The sequence below is a fragment of the Bombella dulcis genome (assembly GCF_026385505.1).
GTDB lineage: Bacteria > Pseudomonadota > Alphaproteobacteria > Acetobacterales > Acetobacteraceae > Bombella > Bombella dulcis.
In genome coordinates this window covers 63,122-78,343 of the sequence record NZ_JANIDV010000006.1, presented here as the reverse complement: position 1 = coordinate 78,343, position 15,222 = coordinate 63,122, and the positions used below count along the sequence as shown (strand labels likewise).

General features: G+C 57.9%; 14 protein-coding genes and 3 tRNA genes. 6 read left to right on the top strand and 11 right to left on the bottom strand.

Going from position 1 to position 15,222, the window contains the following annotated elements:
* Positions 1 to 128: 128 nt before the first annotated feature.
* From atpC to NQF87_RS08285, 6 genes are all read right to left on the bottom strand, one after another.
* The gene (gene atpC, locus NQF87_RS08310) at positions 129 to 560 is read right to left on the bottom strand and encodes an ATP synthase F1 subunit epsilon (RefSeq protein ID WP_266127941.1); all 432 of its coding nucleotides are present in this window, start codon (positions 558 to 560) and stop codon (positions 129 to 131) included.
* A 3-nt stretch (positions 561 to 563) separates the two neighbouring features.
* Complete coding sequence (atpD, locus tag NQF87_RS08305) at positions 564 to 2,027, bottom strand: F0F1 ATP synthase subunit beta (RefSeq protein WP_266127940.1); 1,464 nt, start codon at positions 2,025 to 2,027, stop codon at positions 564 to 566.
* Positions 2,028 to 2,049: 22 nt separating this feature from the next.
* Positions 2,050 to 2,946: a F0F1 ATP synthase subunit gamma gene (locus NQF87_RS08300; RefSeq protein ID WP_266127939.1), complete on the bottom strand. Its 897-nt coding sequence runs from the start codon at positions 2,944 to 2,946 to the stop codon at positions 2,050 to 2,052.
* Between the two features lie 12 nt (positions 2,947 to 2,958).
* Positions 2,959 to 4,494 (bottom strand): F0F1 ATP synthase subunit alpha, encoded by a 1,536-nt coding sequence (atpA, locus tag NQF87_RS08295; protein WP_266127938.1) that lies wholly within the window; start codon positions 4,492 to 4,494, stop codon positions 2,959 to 2,961.
* Positions 4,494 to 5,069 (bottom strand): ATP synthase F1 subunit delta, encoded by a 576-nt coding sequence (gene atpH / locus NQF87_RS08290; protein WP_266127937.1) that lies wholly within the window; start codon positions 5,067 to 5,069, stop codon positions 4,494 to 4,496. The genes atpA and atpH overlap by 1 nt, the downstream gene beginning before the upstream one ends.
* A gap of 325 nt (positions 5,070 to 5,394) precedes the next feature.
* Positions 5,395 to 5,469: transfer RNA gene (locus tag NQF87_RS08285), tRNA-Gly, on the bottom strand.
* A gap of 188 nt (positions 5,470 to 5,657) precedes the next feature.
* On the opposite strand from NQF87_RS08285, the gene NQF87_RS08280 reads away from it, so the two are divergent.
* From NQF87_RS08280 to nusG, 3 genes are all read left to right on the top strand, one after another.
* Positions 5,658 to 5,734: transfer RNA gene (locus NQF87_RS08280), tRNA-Trp, on the top strand.
* 68 nt (positions 5,735 to 5,802) lie between these two features.
* Positions 5,803 to 6,057, top strand: coding sequence for a preprotein translocase subunit SecE (secE, locus tag NQF87_RS08275; protein WP_266127936.1), 255 nt, complete (start codon positions 5,803 to 5,805; stop codon positions 6,055 to 6,057).
* A gap of 9 nt (positions 6,058 to 6,066) precedes the next feature.
* Positions 6,067 to 6,600, top strand: coding sequence for a transcription termination/antitermination protein NusG (gene nusG, locus NQF87_RS08270; RefSeq protein WP_266127935.1), 534 nt, complete (start codon positions 6,067 to 6,069; stop codon positions 6,598 to 6,600).
* Positions 6,601 to 6,773: 173 nt separating this feature from the next.
* On the opposite strand, the gene NQF87_RS08265 is transcribed toward nusG, so the two are convergent.
* From NQF87_RS08265 to NQF87_RS08255, 3 genes are read right to left on the bottom strand one after another with little or no spacing between them, the layout of a single operon-like run.
* On the bottom strand, positions 6,774 to 7,466 hold the full coding sequence (locus NQF87_RS08265; protein ID WP_266127934.1) for a PqiC family protein: 693 nt from the start codon (positions 7,464 to 7,466) through the stop codon (positions 6,774 to 6,776).
* 3 nt (positions 7,467 to 7,469) lie between these two features.
* Positions 7,470 to 9,149, bottom strand: coding sequence for a PqiB family protein (locus NQF87_RS08260; RefSeq protein WP_266127933.1), 1,680 nt, complete (start codon positions 9,147 to 9,149; stop codon positions 7,470 to 7,472).
* Positions 9,146 to 10,588 carry a paraquat-inducible protein A gene (locus NQF87_RS08255; RefSeq protein WP_266127932.1) on the bottom strand — a complete coding sequence of 481 codons (1,443 nt, stop codon included), beginning with the start codon at positions 10,586 to 10,588 and terminating at the stop codon, positions 9,146 to 9,148. Before NQF87_RS08255 ends, NQF87_RS08260 begins: the two co-directional genes overlap by 4 nt.
* A 114-nt stretch (positions 10,589 to 10,702) precedes the next feature.
* Between NQF87_RS08255 and NQF87_RS08250 the strand changes: the two genes are divergently transcribed.
* Positions 10,703 to 10,774 (top strand) — tRNA-Thr (locus tag NQF87_RS08250).
* 520 nt (positions 10,775 to 11,294) lie between these two features.
* Complete coding sequence (locus NQF87_RS08245) at positions 11,295 to 11,654, top strand: restriction endonuclease (RefSeq protein ID WP_266127931.1); 360 nt, start codon at positions 11,295 to 11,297, stop codon at positions 11,652 to 11,654.
* A gap of 63 nt (positions 11,655 to 11,717) precedes the next feature.
* Here the strand turns inward: NQF87_RS08245 and ahpF are convergent, their stop codons facing one another.
* Positions 11,718 to 13,283 (bottom strand): alkyl hydroperoxide reductase subunit F, encoded by a 1,566-nt coding sequence (ahpF, locus tag NQF87_RS08240; RefSeq protein ID WP_266127930.1) that lies wholly within the window; start codon positions 13,281 to 13,283, stop codon positions 11,718 to 11,720.
* Between the two features lie 143 nt (positions 13,284 to 13,426).
* Positions 13,427 to 13,999 carry an alkyl hydroperoxide reductase subunit C gene (ahpC, locus tag NQF87_RS08235; RefSeq protein WP_266127929.1) on the bottom strand — a complete coding sequence of 191 codons (573 nt, stop codon included), beginning with the start codon at positions 13,997 to 13,999 and terminating at the stop codon, positions 13,427 to 13,429.
* Positions 14,000 to 14,232: 233 nt separating this feature from the next.
* Here ahpC and NQF87_RS08230 point away from each other — a divergent pair, with 233 nt between their 5' ends.
* Positions 14,233 to 15,180: a hydrogen peroxide-inducible genes activator gene (locus tag NQF87_RS08230; protein ID WP_266127928.1), complete on the top strand. Its 948-nt coding sequence runs from the start codon at positions 14,233 to 14,235 to the stop codon at positions 15,178 to 15,180.
* Positions 15,181 to 15,222: the final 42 nt, after the last annotated feature.

Sequence of the window (15,222 nt, the reverse complement as noted above, 5' to 3'; positions counted from 1 at the left end):
CCTACACACAGCAAACCCCTGAACGAATCACCAAAACCATCAGAATCGACACAGACCCAGACCATGAAAAAAGGCCGCTCCCTTTAAAAAAGAGAGCGACCTTTTCCAGACGTCATGACGACAGAGTATCAGATAGCCTTCAGATCATTCTGCTGAACTTTCTGGGCCACCTCAATCTCTGCACGGGCAGCCTGAATCTGACGGCTCAGGCTTGCACGAAGCTCAATCTCATCAGGTCCCACCCGTGTCCACTGGTCCTTCAGCTGATCAAGCGTCTGACGGGCATCATCAATGGAAAGGTCTTCAAGTGCCCGCACCGAATCTGCAAGAATCGTGCAGTGATCCGCCGTCATGTCCACAAAACCACCCGTGACGAAGCAACGTTCCAGAACCTGATCGTCCTTGTACAGGGTCACGACCCCACCACGAAGCTGCAACATCAGCGGGGAGCGGCCAGGCATGGCCGCAATGTCCCCCTCTCCGCCCGGAACAACCACCATATCGACCTCACGGTCGGTATAGCGTCTCTCCGGGCTGACGATCTCGGTGCGAAGCGGCATGAATCAGCCCTCCTGCTTCATCTTCTCGGCCTTCGCCTGTGCCTCTTCGATGGAACCGACCATGTAGAAGGCACCTTCCGGCAGGTCATCACATTCACCATTCACCACGGCCTTGAAAGACCGCACGGTGTCTTCCAGAGAGACCAGCTTGCCCGGTGCCCCCGTGAAGACCTCAGCCACATGGAAGGGCTGGGAGAGGAAACGCTGGATACGACGGGCACGACCCACCACCAGCTTGTCCTCCTCAGACAGCTCATCCATACCGAGAATGGCGATGATGTCCTGAAGCTCCTTGTAGTTCTGGAGCGTGCTCTGGACAGCACGGGCCACCTCATAATGTTCCTGACCCACAATCTTGGGGTCAAGGGAACGGGAAGTGGAGTCCAGCGGGTCCACAGCCGGATAGATGCCCATTTCAGCAATGGAGCGGTTCAGCACCGTCGTGGCATCCAGATGGGCAAAGGTTGCTGCCGGGGCCGGGTCGGTAAGGTCGTCAGCCGGAACATACACAGCCTGGACGGACGTGATGGAGCCTTTCTTCGTGGAGGTAATGCGCTCCTGAAGGGCACCCATTTCCGTGGCCAGTGTCGGCTGATACCCCACGGCGGAAGGGATACGGCCCAGAAGGGCGGACACCTCGGAACCGGCCTGCGTGAAGCGGAAGATGTTGTCCACGAAGAAGAGAACGTCCTGACCTTCCACGTCACGGAAATATTCCGCAACAGACAGACCCGTCAGGGCCACACGGGCACGGGCACCCGGCGGCTCATTCATCTGGCCATAGACCAGTGCCACCTTGGAGCCTTCAGTATGGCCATTCTCATCAATCTTGATGACGCCAGCACCCTGCATTTCATAATACAGGTCGTTACCCTCACGGGTACGCTCACCCACACCAGCGAACACGGACACACCACCGTGCGCCTTGGCGATGTTGTTGATCAGCTCCTGAATGATGACGGTCTTGCCCACGCCGGCACCACCAAAGAGACCGATCTTGCCACCCTTGAGGTACGGGCAGAGCAGGTCGATCACCTTGATCCCCGTAACGAGAATCTCGGTATTGGCAGCCTGTTCCTCAAAGGAGGGAGCCGGACGGTGAATCGGGAAGCGGGTATCCGTCTTGATCGGCCCCTTCTCATCAACCGGCTCACCGATGACATTGATGATACGGCCCAGAGTGGCCGGACCAACCGGAACGGTGATCTGGCTGCCCGTATCCGTCACTTCTGCACCACGGACGAGACCATCAGTCCCTTCCATCGCAATGCAGCGGACCTGACGCTCACCAATTTCCTGCGCAACTTCCAGCACGACCGTCTGGTCGCCATTCATGACGTGAAGGGCGTTCAGAATATGCGGCAGCTTGTCCGTAAACTGGACATCCACCACCGGACCACGAATCTGGGTGATCCGTCCAACACCAACACCGGCATTTTCAGCAGAGCGGTTGAGTTCCTCAGACATCAGATTTCTCTCCTGCATGATCTCAGACGGCTTCTGCGCCGGAAATGATTTCGATCAGCTCGTTAGTAATATTAGCCTGTCGTGTACGGTTGTACCGCAGAGACAGACGTTCAATGGCCTTGCTCGCATTGCGACTGGCATTATCCATGGCCGTCATGCGGGCACCCTGCTCACCGGCAGCACTCTCCAGAATGGCAGCGTAGAACTGCACAAGCAGATTACGCGGCAGAAGCTGTGCCAGAAGCTGCCCCTCATCAGGTTCAAACTCATAAACGGCACCATCGGCCCGCTCATGCACCGTATTGTCATTCTCGGCCACAGGCAGAGGCACGAGCGCAAGAGACTGGGGAAGCTGCGTCATGGCATTGACGAAACGGTTACGCAGCAGGGAGCAGGCATCAATCTCACCTGCCTCGACCAGATCACCAACCCGCTTGGCCAGGTCCTGTGCAAGAGCATAGGCTGTCTGCTGTGTCCCGGAATTATTATGGAGCGAATCCACAATCATGTCCGGATAATACCGCCTGAAGATTTCGGCACCCTTACGCCCGACAGGCAGCAGCCGTACCGTACGCCCCTTGGCCTTCAGCTCTTCGATCTGCTGACGGGCCGTGCGGATGATGTTGGCGTTGAATCCGCCAGCCAGCCCACGGTCAGATGTCAGGATGACAAGAAGATGCACGTCATCCTTGCCCGTACCAGCCAGAAGCGGCGGCAGGGTGGACGGGTCCATCCCCTGTGATGCCGTGGCCAGCTCGCTCATCATACGCTGCATGGTCTCAGCATAGGGACGGGCTGCCTCGGCCTGATTCTGGGCACGCCTCAGTTTTGAGGCGGCGACCATTTTCATTGCGCTCGTGATCTTGCGGGTCGATTTGACCCCCGAGATCCTTCCGCGCAGTTCTTTCAATGAAGGCATGAGCTATGACCCTCAGGCAGAGAAACGTTTACCAAAGGCTTCGAGCAGAGCCTTAAGCTCGTTTTCGATTTCCGGCGTCAATTTCTGCTCGGTGCGGATCTTCTCCAGCACGGCCTTGCCACCGTGACGGAGTTCTTCCAGCAGGGCAGCCTCATAGGCCGTCACCTGGTTCACGGCAACGGAGTCCAGATAGCCACGTGTACCGGCATAAAGAACAGCCACCTGCTCCTCAACGGCCAGAGGTGACGTCTCAGGCTGCTTCAACAGCTCAACCAGACGGGCACCACGGTCCAGCTGACGGCGGGTTGCCGGGTCAAGGTCGGAAGCGAACTGGGCAAAGGAGGCCATTTCACGATACTGGGCCAGCTCCAGCTTGATGCTGCCTGCCACCTGCTTCATGGCCTTGATCTGTGCCGCAGACCCCACACGGGACACGGAACCACCCACGTTCACGGCCGGACGGATACCCTTGTAGAACAGGTCCGTCTCAAGGAAGATCTGGCCGTCAGTGATGGAGATGACGTTGGTCGGAATATAGGCGGACGTGTCACCAGCCTGCGTCTCGATCACCGGCAGGGACGTCATGGACCCGGCCCCGAACTCGTCGGACATCTTGGCGGAGCGTTCCAGCAGACGCGAATGCAGATAGAACACGTCACCCGGGAAAGCCTCACGCCCCGGCGGACGACGCAGCAGCAGGGACATCTGACGATAGGCCACAGCCTGCTTGGACAGGTCATCATAGCACAGCAGGGAGTGCATGCCGTTGTCACGGAAATACTCACCCATGGCAGACGCCGCATAAGGAGCCAAATACTGCATCGGTGCAGAATCGGAGGCGGTGGCTGCCACAACGATGGAGTATTCCATCGCACCGGCTTCCGTCAGCTTGCGGACGAGGTTGGCCACCGTGGACCGCTTCTGCCCGACAGCGACATAAACGCAGTACAGGGACTTTTTGGGGTCACCCTCGGCGTTGATGCTCTTCTGGGCCACGATCGTGTCGATCAGGATGGCGGTCTTGCCTGTCTGACGATCACCAATCACCAGCTCACGCTGGCCGCGCCCGATCGGCACGAGAGCGTCAATGGCCTTGATGCCGGTCTGCATCGGCTCGCTGACGGACTGACGCGGCATGATGCCGGGAGCACGGACATCGGCACGGCGATGCTCGATGTTCTCAAGCGGGCCACGACCGTCAATCGGGTTGCCCAGAGCGTCAACCACACGCCCCAGAAGCCCCTTGCCGACCGGCACTTCCACAACCTTGCCCGTACGCAGGACCGTGTCACCTTCACCAATGAGGTCACCCTCACCGAAAATGACCACACCGACACTGTCACTCTCGAGGTTGAGAGCCATGCCACGCACGCCACTCCCCTCGAACTCGACCATCTCACCAGCCTGAACATTTGTCAGGCCATAGACGCGGGCAATCCCATCCCCGACAGACAGAACAATGCCTGTCTCTGAAACAGCGGCAGGCTGATCGAAAGACGCGATCTGCTGCTTGAGAATTTCTGAAATCTCGGCGGGACGGATCTCCATCACGCGGCTCCCTTCATGGCGTTCTGCAGGCGGGCCAGACGCCCGGCGATCGATGTATCAAAAAGAACAGAACCGACACGCACGACCATCCCCCCGATGAGGGCCTGGTCGACATGTTCGGTCATGGCAATGTTAGCGTATCCGGCCTGCTGAAGGCTGGTACGGAGGCTCTCACGCTGTCCGTCTTCCAGAGGGCGTGCGGTCGTCACGTCGACACGCACCTCACCACGCTGGCGTGAATCCAGAAGAAGAACGGCGCACAGGATTTCATCCAGACCGGACAGGCGACGCTGACGGGCAATGAACCCGACAAAACGGCGCATCGCATCATTGAAGCCAAGCGCAGACCCCAGGCTCTTCACCAGCTTTTCTGTCTGGCTGACATCCAGCCGGGAGTCGGCCAGAGCAGCACGCAGGTCGGGAAGCTGGGCAATGGCCTCACGCAGCACGCACACCTGCTCCAGAGTGGCGGCCCTGTCCTGTTCACTTTCCGAGAGATACTCCTCAAAGGCCCGGGCATAACGCTGCGCCACTTCACCTGGCGTCCTGATCTGCTTTTCCTGTGCAACCGTCACGGGTTCATTCCGTCTTCATGAGGTTCTGCTTTCAAACCGGTTTCCCGGTTCTTGACCTAACCGGCATGCTCCGGGGCCACTGCACAGCGTACAGAGCACCGGAGCCGGAACCCGGCCAGTGTTTCGTCCTCGTTCACTAACACGGGCACCATATCCAACGCAACCTGATGGCCAGCCACCAGCACCCACATGGGACACCGCTCATCTGCCCCGCCGCACCGGCCATCATGACCCGGGCCAGCACGAACGGATGGACACAGCAGCAGCCCCATTCCACAGACGGAAAGGAGCCTGTCCAGCAAGATCAATATGTCAGGGAATCATCTGGAGCGGGCGAAGGGAATCGAACCCTCATCAGAAGCTTGGAAGGCTACTGCATTAGCCATTATGCTACGCCCGCTCTGTACAAAGCAGACCTATACTGCCTCTCATGCGGCAAGACAAGGGGTGATTCCGGCAGCTTCCGGAATATGAAAGGTTTTTTCATTATTCCTGGAGATAGGACTTGACTTTAAAGCGGTCTCGTTATCTTTTTCTGCCCATCGTCCAGCCCCAAGGGGCAAGACGGTTAGGTCGATTCGACCCTGAAGGGGTGTAGCTCAATTGGCTAGAGCGCCGGTCTCCAAAACCGGAGGTTGGGGGTTCGAGACCCTCCACCCCTGCCACGTCATACCTTGCCCGCCTGACAGCCTCACCCGGTGACAGGCCCCGGGCCGAGATAGATTTGAGGATAATGGTGTCGGTCACAAAGCCGAAAGGCAATTCACCGAAGATGCCTCCGGCCCAGAAAGGCCCAGGATTCAGCCTTCGCAGATATTTTGCAGATGTTCGTGCTGAGGCCAAGCGTGTCACCTGGCCAACACGCCGCAACACCATCATCACCACAGCTGCCGTGCTGGCCATGGTGGTCGCCACCTGCATTTTCTTTTTCATCGTTGATCAGGTAATCGGCCTGGGAATTAGCAAAATTTTGGGCATCGGAGGCTAAAGCAGCATCATGGCAAAACGCTGGTACGTTGTGCATGTCTATTCAGGCTTCGAGAAGAAAATTGCCGATCATATCCGCGAGCAGGCCGAGAAGAAGGGGCTGAGCGATCAGTTCGAGGAAATTCTGGTCCCTTCAGAGGAAGTGACCGAGGTCCGCCGTGGCCGCAAGGTGAATACCGAGCGCAAGTTCTTCCCCGGCTATGTTCTCGTGAAAATGGAACTGACGGACCAGGCCTGGCATCTCGTCAAGGACACCCCGAAGGTGACCGGCTTCCTCGGGACACGCAACAACCAGCCGACTCCCATCAGCAATGCTGAAGCCAAGCGCATTCTCCAGCAGGCCCAGGAAGGTGTTGACCGTCCCCGTTCCAGCCTCTCTTTCGAGATTGGCGAGCAGGTCCGGGTTTCCGATGGTCCTTTCACCTCCTTCAATGGCAGTGTCGAAGATATCGACACCGAGAACCAGCGTCTGAAGGTCAGTGTCTCCATCTTTGGCCGCTCCACACCGGTCGATCTGGACTATAACCAGGTCGAGAAGCTCTGACCCTTCCAGAAGTACCTCCCTTCTGAAACCACCCCTCCTGATCATGGAGCGGGTGGTTTTTTTTATGGAAACACTCTCCGCCCTTCATCATGTAACAGCCACAGAAAAGGCCCTGTACCACCGCACATGACGCAGCACAGGGCCTCCCTGGACCAAAAAACGCCTCTTCCCCCTTACAGGTGAGACGATCCTCCCCTCACGGGCATGGGAGGCAGGGAAGACAGCAGCTGGATGGCCTGATCAGACAGGACACCAACCCCCTCACCCAGCACCTTCACCATATCAACCGGCTGTTTCGTGTCGACGGACTGTGAAGAGACCCACTGTACGTTCACGGCACGGGCCTGTTCCGTCGGAGCATCAGCCCGATGGGCCGACATCACGCCAACAATGATCGCATGACCGGACTTGTCCTGTTCAAACCGTGACAGGCTCAGCTCCAGATAGGCTCCGGCCTTCACCCCCACGGAATCATTCTGCGAGAAAACCACATGCCCCGGAAGACGCTGTCTCAGATTGGCAGCCAGCGTGTGGCCGACCATTTCATTGAGCGGCTCGCTCCACGCGGCAGCCGGTACCATATGATCCTGCGAATCACTCATCACCCGCAGGAGGCCATCCCGATCCAGACGGGCTGTCGTGGACGGCGTCAGCACCTCGATCGCCTGGGGCAGATTCATGGCCTGCATGGGGGAGATCATGGCCCCGGGCTGCGGAGACAGCACGTAATAGGTGGTTGGCGTACTGCTGCACCCGGCCAGCATACCTGCGCCCATCAGGGCCGTGCCCAGCAGGGCGAGCGGCCCCAGACGGTTCGGGGACAGGCTCTCCCGCAGCGCAGAAAAGGAACGACGAACACGCATCATGAATCAGGGCCCCCGGCCAGTAATAAAGGATGAAGGATGGTGGTCCAGATAATCGGACAGCATACGGAAGGAGCGGGACATCCGTGTCAGCTGGACAATCAGCTCTTCCAGATTGCGCCGGAAATCCGGGTTCCCGCCATAGGAGGCCAGCATGCCATTCGCCTGCACCAGAGTCTCATTCAGATTCTTCATCAGGGCGGGCAGATGCTCGTCAGCATGATCCAGAAGATGGTTCAGGGCCACCAGAGACCCACGCATGGCCACCATGGACCGGGTCAGTTCCGGGCTTCTGATGCGCTCATCACCATGCTCCAGTATCTCATTCAGGTGATCGCCAATCTGGGTCAGCGGCATCTCGGATATCTTGTCCGCAATGACAGACGCCGACTGGAGGATACCATCCATGCCACCCGGCTGGCTCGGGATCACGGCGATGCCATTCTCAAGCTGCATGGCTTCCGGCGACTGGCCCTTTTCATGAACAAATGACAGGGCAATCATGGCCTCTCCCGTCAGGAAGCTGACATTCTGTACGGAAGCCCGCATACCCTCCTCCACGAGGTTCCCCAGCAGGTCGGACTTGTTGGTCCCCACCAGCTCGTCATCCGTAATGACACGTTCCGGTTCCAGCTGCATCTCGACACGGACACGGGGATTATGATGCGTGCTGTTCCCCAGCTCCAGATGGACGCCTGTCACCTCGCCAACCTGAAGGCCGAACATGGTGACCTTGCTGCCTTCTGTCAGACCGGCAACCGCCGTGTCCACATAGGTCAGGACAGGCACCTTGTGGCGGTACCGGGAATTATCGGCAGCCTCCTGCGTCTCATAGAGATGGAATACGGAATTGGGTGCCGCAGCAGGCGTATCCTCACCCTGAACCTTATCAGGACGACCGAACGCCACACCACCGGACAGCAGGGCCTGGAAAGACTGGAGACGGATATTCATGCCACCGGCACCAAACCCGATCTGCATTCCAGACACATTCCAGAACCGGCTGTCTGACCTCAGATAATGGTCATAGGGGGCCTTGATGAACACCTTGAGGAGAAGAGGACCTTCCCCGCCCGGTGGCATCGTATATCCGAGAATTTCTCCCACCTGTACATCCCTGTAGAAAATGGGTGCGCCGGCCCCCAGGGATTCCAGCCGTGGCGAAACAAGCCAGTATGTACTGCCGGGCTTGTCCGAGCGAACACCCGGCGGATTCTCCAGCCCCTTAAAATGATCCTTATAATGAGACCCTTCGGGCTTGCCTGGGTCCATGGCAATATAGGCACCCGAAAAGAGCGTATCCAGACCGGTAATGCTGGCCCCGTTGATCCTCGGGCTGACAACCCAGAAACGGGTATGTTCATTCAGCACATGGGGATCAATGCCGCTCATCTGAATGGTCACATCCGCATGGCTCATGTCTGGACTCAAGGACACGCTCTGCACCGTACCAAGATTCACGGCCTTGTTCTTGACCTGCGTCTGCCCCGGCACGATGCCATCGGCGGCATCAAAGGACACGACAATACGCGGCCCCATGGTGGCAAAATGCCGCCAGGCCAGCCAGCCCGCTATCGCCAACGCAAGGACAGGGATAATCCAGAGTACGGAAAAGCGTGGCAGCCGGGTATTTGCCTCCACACCACGCTTGTCTTCCGGATGTCGCTTCAGCTGCTCATCTCTCACGCTTTTTCAGGCTCCATATCCTGTAATTCCGTCACATCGGCCCCTGCATCCTGACGGGAGGGCACCAGCACTTCCTGATTATAGCCAGCAGCATCCCACATGCGCCGGGGATCATACAGGTCCGCTGCAAAAATGGTTAACACAACCACCGTGGCAAAGAACACCACGCCCAGCTCTGCCGTCACGCTCGCCATGAATCCAAAACGAACCACGGCGGCAAGAATGGAAATCATGAAAACATCAATCATGGACCAGCGGCCAATGAAGACCACGACCTTGTAAAGTCCTGTCAGACGCTTCAGCGATTTCTCCGAAGTCCTGCCACGATACTCACATCCGATCATCAAGGCCAACAGGAACACCTTGAGTACCGGAACGGTAATGCTGGCAAAAAGGACAAGCAAGGCCAGAAAAAAGAGATCAGCCTCCCAGAGCTGGATCACACCGGAAATAATGGTGCTGGGATGACCATGCCCCATCTTTATGAAAGCCATGACGGGAAGAAGATTGGCAGGAATGTAAAAGATGAAAGCTGCAACCAGAAAAGACAGGGCTGCCTGAAAACTGTTCCGCTTGCGCCGGCGCAGTATCTGGCCACAGCGAGGACAGTCCCCCATGTCCGCATCATTATCCACCGGGCCACGGGCCACAAAGGTCAGGCTGCAGGCGTGACAGGAGAGCATGTGCTTCTCCGGCGGCATACGCCGCCCTTCCGCCTTGTACAGCCCCAGCCCTTTCCGCCTCGTGACGGAACGGTGCTTCCAGATCATTTCAGCGTCGAAGGTCGAATCCATGGCGGCCATCATCACCATCAGGCCGCCCAGCAAGAACACCCCCGGCTGCAACGTGACCAGGGCGAGATCAACCAGCTTGGTGTAGGCCACCAGCACGCCAATGACATACACCTCGATCATGGACCACGGGCGCAGCTTCTCATACCATGTCAGCAGCGGGCGGACCCACATGGGCATGACAGTGCGGGATGCGCCATACAGGATCAGAGCCATGCAGACGAGCACGATGCCCGGCATGACGATGCTGGCCAGGGCCACCAGTATGGCAATCACCCCAAACCCCTGTCTGGCCAGCTCCGCCGGACCGCTCATGAGAGACACCATGTTCTCCCGGCCGAAAATGTTCAGCGTCATGAGCGGGCTGACCAGCAGCACGATATACAGGGCCAGGGACGCAAGGCAGAAAACCAGAGGACCACCAATTTCCGATGTCCTGCACCTGCGGGCAAGGGTTTCTCCACAGCGGGCACAGGTCAGGACATGTCCCGGTTTCAGATGGGGAACATGCTGGAACTGGCCACAGACGCCACATTCATGAACACCCTCCACGATCTTGAGAGGGGGCTGGTCAACCTCATGCCGGAGCAGGGAACAGGCCCCTCCCTGACTCCAGAGGCCTTTGTGAAACTGGTCTTTCCTGAACATCCGTTCCTCTTGCGCTGCCAGACAGGGGGCCGCAACACCTCCAAGCCTTATCCATAAATATTTTACGCACACCATTGCCCATCCGTCCAATTTTCTGTATAGGCTCGACCGTAAGCCGACATAGCTCAGGGGTAGAGCAACTGATTCGTAATCAGTAGGTCCTCGGTTCAATTCCGAGTGTCGGCACCGTTTCCTCCCCCCTTACGCGTCAGAGCGGGCGTGATAGAAAAGCTGGATAGTGGTTCTGTATCCCCATCGGGTCCTCTGCTTCCGGTCATTTCCGACAAAACCTTGAACCCTCTCTTTTACCCGGTCATGACATAGCCGTTCTTCCTACGAAGAATCCTCTTCGTACATGTTCTTCTCCAACGTCGGAAACGTGTGCGGCCAAATGCAAGGCATAAAAATACTATGCAAGCTGATTGCCCCGCATCAACATACCCTTGCCCAACGTCAACAGACCTGACTAGCCAAGGGCCATTATGGCCTTATCAATACGAAATGCTAAAATAAGAACTTAGTTACTTCTACATAGAGCATTCTTCTGGCAGCACTGAAACAGAAAAACCTTGTCGCCTTCTGGCAGCCGTTACGGAATCGTACCATCCGGCACATACAGTACATCACGGCAACGATCATCCAGCAGGAAGAAGAGCGGATCAATCAGATCCCTGCCGACACCGCACCACAGAAGTTCCGGTCCAACATGGACCCTCTGGATTATGAACGCCTCTGTGCGCATCTGCTCTGTCAGGCGGGCTGGAGGGCACAGGCCACACCTCCGGGAGCGGACCAGGGCCTCGACATCATGGCAGAGAAAAAAGGTGTCCGTCTCGTTGTCCAGTGCAGGCTCTATAATCGTCCTGTGGGGAACAAGGCCGTGCAGGAAATCTTCACCGCCCGCCAGCACCGTCAGGCCCATTATGCTGCCGTTGTCTCCAATGCCGGATACACACGCTCCGCCCGTGAGGTTGCCCATGCCACGGGCGTGCATCTGTTCCATCACAGCCAGCTTTCCACCCTGACCATTCTGGACCTCCAGCCACAGCAGGACCTCTGGTCATAAAAAAAGACCGGCCCGAAGGCCGGTCTTTCTTCTGCACGGAGCTGTTCAGCCCACCTGCAACAATCAGGAAGCAGCCGGAACGCGGATGATGTGGTCGAAGGCAGACAGGGCCGCCTTGGCACCTTCACCCATGGCCACGATGATCTGCTTGTACGGCACGGTCGTGGCATCACCAGCAGCGAACACGCCGGGGATGGACGTACGGCAACGCTCGTCAATGCCGATCTCGCCGATGCGGGACATTTCAATGCCGCCCTTCAGCCAGTCCGTGTTGGGCAGCAGACCGATCTGGACGAAGATGCCATCCACGTCGATGCTGTGATCGCTGCCATCCTTGACGTCCTGCCAGCTCAGGCCGGTCATCTTGCGGCCATCGCCACGAATCTCGGTCGTACGGGCATTCACCACGATGTCGACATTCGGCAGGCTGCGGACCTTGTTCTGGAGAACTTCATCAGCCGTCAGAACGGGGTCATACTGGAGCAGCGTCACGTGAGACACGATACCGGCAAGGTCAATGGCGGCTTCCACACCGCTGTTGCCACCACCAGCCACAGCGACCGGACGCCCCTTGAAGAACGGACCATCACAGTGCGGGCAGTAGGCAACGCCACGTGTACGATACTCTTCCTCACCCGGCACGTTCAGCTGACGCCAGCGGGCACCCGTTGCCACGATGACGGTACGGGCCTTCAGATGAGCACCGCTTTCCAGCACGATCTCATGCAGACCACCTTCCTTCTCGGCCGGGATCAGCCTGGCGGCACGCTGCGCCGTGATGACACGGACATCATAGCTGCGGACATGCTGTTCCAGGTTCTTGGCCAGGGCCGGACCTTCCGTCTCCGGTACGGAGATGAAGTTCTCAATGCCAGCCGTGTCCATGACCTGACCACCGAAGCGTTCAGCCAGCAGACCCGTGCGCACACCCTTGCGGGCCGTGTAGATGGCCGCTGCACAGCCAGCTGGACCGGACCCGATCACCAGCGTGTCGAACGGAGCTTCATCATTCAGCTTCTCGGACGCCTTGGCAGCACCTTCGGTGTCGATCTTGGCCAGAATCTCCGGCAGCTCCATGCGGCCCGTGGAGAAACGCTCACCATTCAGGAAGACCTGCGGAACGGAACGCACATCACGCTCGTTCACCTCATCCTGGAAGAGGGCACCATCAATGGCCGTATGATGGATGTTCGGATTCAGAACGCTCAGCGTGTTCAGGGCCTGCACGACATCCGGGCAGTTATGGCAGGACAGGGAGAAATAGGTCTCGAAGTGGAACTCGCCCTTCAGAGCCTTGATCTGAGCAATCTGCTCGGCCTCGACCTTCGGCGGATGACCACCAACCTGGAGCAGGGCCAGCACCAGAGACGTGAACTCATGGCCCATCGGGATACCGGCAAAGCAGACCTGAACATCTGAATCTGCGGCACGGATCAGGAAGGACGGACGGCGGGAGTCCGTGCCACCCTCCTGATAGGAAACCTTGTCAGAGAGTTCGGAAATTTCGTTAAGAAATTCCTTCATCTCACGGGACTTGTCGCCCTCGTCGAGGCTGGCAACAAGGATGATGTTGTGGCGCAGATGCTGGAGGTACCCTCTCAGCTGGCCTTTGAGTTCGTCGTTCAGCATGAATTCTCTCTCCAGAGTCTCTGATGCTCAAAGCATGGCAGGCCGGGGACTGACCCCATGAAAAAGGAGGCGCACCGCTACAGCACGCCTCCCCTCAGCGGTGGGGAGAGGCCCCCCACCAGACTTCCCGTTTCAGGGCGTGATCAGATCTTGCCAACCAGGTCCAGGGACGGGTTCAGGGTTGCCGTGTCGCCACCCTCTTTCCACTTGGCCGGGCAGACTTCACCCGGGTGAGCGGCGATGTACTGGGCAGCACGGATCTTGTCGAGCAGCTCGGCAGCACTACGGCCCACACCCTCGGAGGTGATCTCGATGTACTGGATCTTGCCTTCCGGGTCGATCAGGAACGTGGCACGGTCAGCCGTGTGGCTGCCATCGGCACGCAGGGCATCAAAGTTGCGGGCGATGTCACCGGACGGGTCACCGATCATGGTGTACTGCACCTTGCCGATGGCCGGGGACGTGTCGTGCCATGCCTTGTGGGTAAAGTGCTTGTCCGTGGAGACGCCGAAGATCTCGACGCCCATCTTCTGGAAAGTCCCATAGTTCTCAGCGAGGTCTTCCAGCTCCGTCGGGCAGACAAAGGTGAAGTCGGCCGGGTAGAAGAACACGACGGACCATTTGCCGCGCAGGTCGGCATCAGAGACCTGCAGGAACTTGCCATCACGGAAAGCCTGAGCGGTAAAAGGCTTAATTTCGGAACCAATAGCAGGCATGGAAACCTCCTCATTCACTATCAGAATTCTAGACCTCCGCAGGGCCTGCGGACGCCCCTCCTAGGGAGCAGCCCGACCTCTGGAATGTCAAGCACGTTTACCTTCTAGCCCTGGCCATTTGAAGCGTCTAATTGAGAATTGTTATCAGTATGATTAAGAATCATTATCACTCTTTGTGCGATTTGGGTCTTTTCCCCTTGGCCCTGTCTCAATCTCGGCTTATTGGTAGTATCATGTCCTATGTTCCTCTCTCCGGTCTGTCCCTCCGGGACATTGAATATGTCGTTGCAGTCGATGATCTGCGTAATTTTTCCCGTGCGGCTGAACGTTGTGGCGTCAGCCAGGCCGGGCTTTCCGAGCAGGTGAGAAAGCTGGAACAGCTTCTCAACGTCACCCTGTTCGAACGCTCCCGCCGGCATGTGGCTCCCACGCCAGAGGGTGAACGCCTCATTGCGCTAGGGCGGGACGTGCTGGCCTCGGCCCGCAACCTGCTAGAAGTGGCCCGTGCTCATACCGGCCCGCTGGATGGCCTGCTGCATATCGGCGTGATACCTACGCTTGGTCCCTATTACATCCCCGGCCTGCTGCCACGCCTGAGACAGAAATACGCCCAGCTCGGACTGCGCCTGAACGAGAACACGACTCCCAACCTTGTCCAGCATCTCCGCCAGGGCGATCTGGATGTCGCCTTCATGGCTCCCACGACAGCCACCGAATCGCTAGAACATGCACCACTCTTTCTTGAGCCGTTTCTGGCCGTCTTCCCCAAGGACCATGAACTGGCAAACAAGAAGCATCTCTCCATCTCGGACCTGGCCCGGCCGGACCTCCTGCTGCTGGAAGATGGCCACTGCCTGAGGGATCAGGCCCTGTCCCTCTGCCCCAGCAATTTCCGGTCGCAGGATCAGCGTCTGGCCACCAGTCTGGAGATGCTCTGGCATATGATCGGTGCTGGTGAAGGTTTCTCCCTCATTCCCCGACTGGCTCTCAACAATCGTCATGAGTTTGACAGCCTCGTTACCATCCGGGAGCTGAGCGAAACCGAAGCACAACGGACCATCAGCCTCGTCTGGCGTCCATCCGATCCTCGAGCAACGTCCTTCCGGGAACTGGCCAACTTCCTTCGGGTTGCCATACCGGATGGCTGCCTCTCTTTACCAAAAAGCAAAATACCAAACTAAAAAAACAGATTGGCACCAAAAAACAGGCGGAAGAAACAAACT

Bases quoted from the DNA above. Each gene is read 5' to 3' on its own strand.
- atpC (WP_266127941.1), bottom strand. From the start codon at position 560: ATGCCGCTTCGCACCGAGATCGTCAGCCCGGAGAGACGCTATACCGAC.
- atpD (WP_266127940.1), bottom strand. From the start codon at position 2,027: ATGTCTGAGGAACTCAACCGCTCTGCTGAAAATGCCGGTGTTGGTGTT.
- NQF87_RS08300 (WP_266127939.1), bottom strand. From the start codon at position 2,946: ATGCCTTCATTGAAAGAACTGCGCGGAAGGATCTCGGGGGTCAAATCG.
- atpA (WP_266127938.1), bottom strand. From the start codon at position 4,494: ATGGAGATCCGTCCCGCCGAGATTTCAGAAATTCTCAAGCAGCAGATC.
- secE (WP_266127936.1), top strand. From the start codon at position 5,803: ATGGTGTCGGTCACAAAGCCGAAAGGCAATTCACCGAAGATGCCTCCG.
- nusG (WP_266127935.1), top strand. From the start codon at position 6,067: ATGGCAAAACGCTGGTACGTTGTGCATGTCTATTCAGGCTTCGAGAAG.
- NQF87_RS08265 (WP_266127934.1), bottom strand. From the start codon at position 7,466: ATGATGCGTGTTCGTCGTTCCTTTTCTGCGCTGCGGGAGAGCCTGTCC.
- NQF87_RS08255 (WP_266127932.1), bottom strand. From the start codon at position 10,588: ATGTTCAGGAAAGACCAGTTTCACAAAGGCCTCTGGAGTCAGGGAGGG.
- NQF87_RS08245 (WP_266127931.1), top strand. From the start codon at position 11,295: ATGGACCCTCTGGATTATGAACGCCTCTGTGCGCATCTGCTCTGTCAG.
- ahpF (WP_266127930.1), bottom strand. From the start codon at position 13,283: ATGCTGAACGACGAACTCAAAGGCCAGCTGAGAGGGTACCTCCAGCAT.
- ahpC (WP_266127929.1), bottom strand. From the start codon at position 13,999: ATGCCTGCTATTGGTTCCGAAATTAAGCCTTTTACCGCTCAGGCTTTC.
- NQF87_RS08230 (WP_266127928.1), top strand. From the start codon at position 14,233: ATGTCCTATGTTCCTCTCTCCGGTCTGTCCCTCCGGGACATTGAATAT.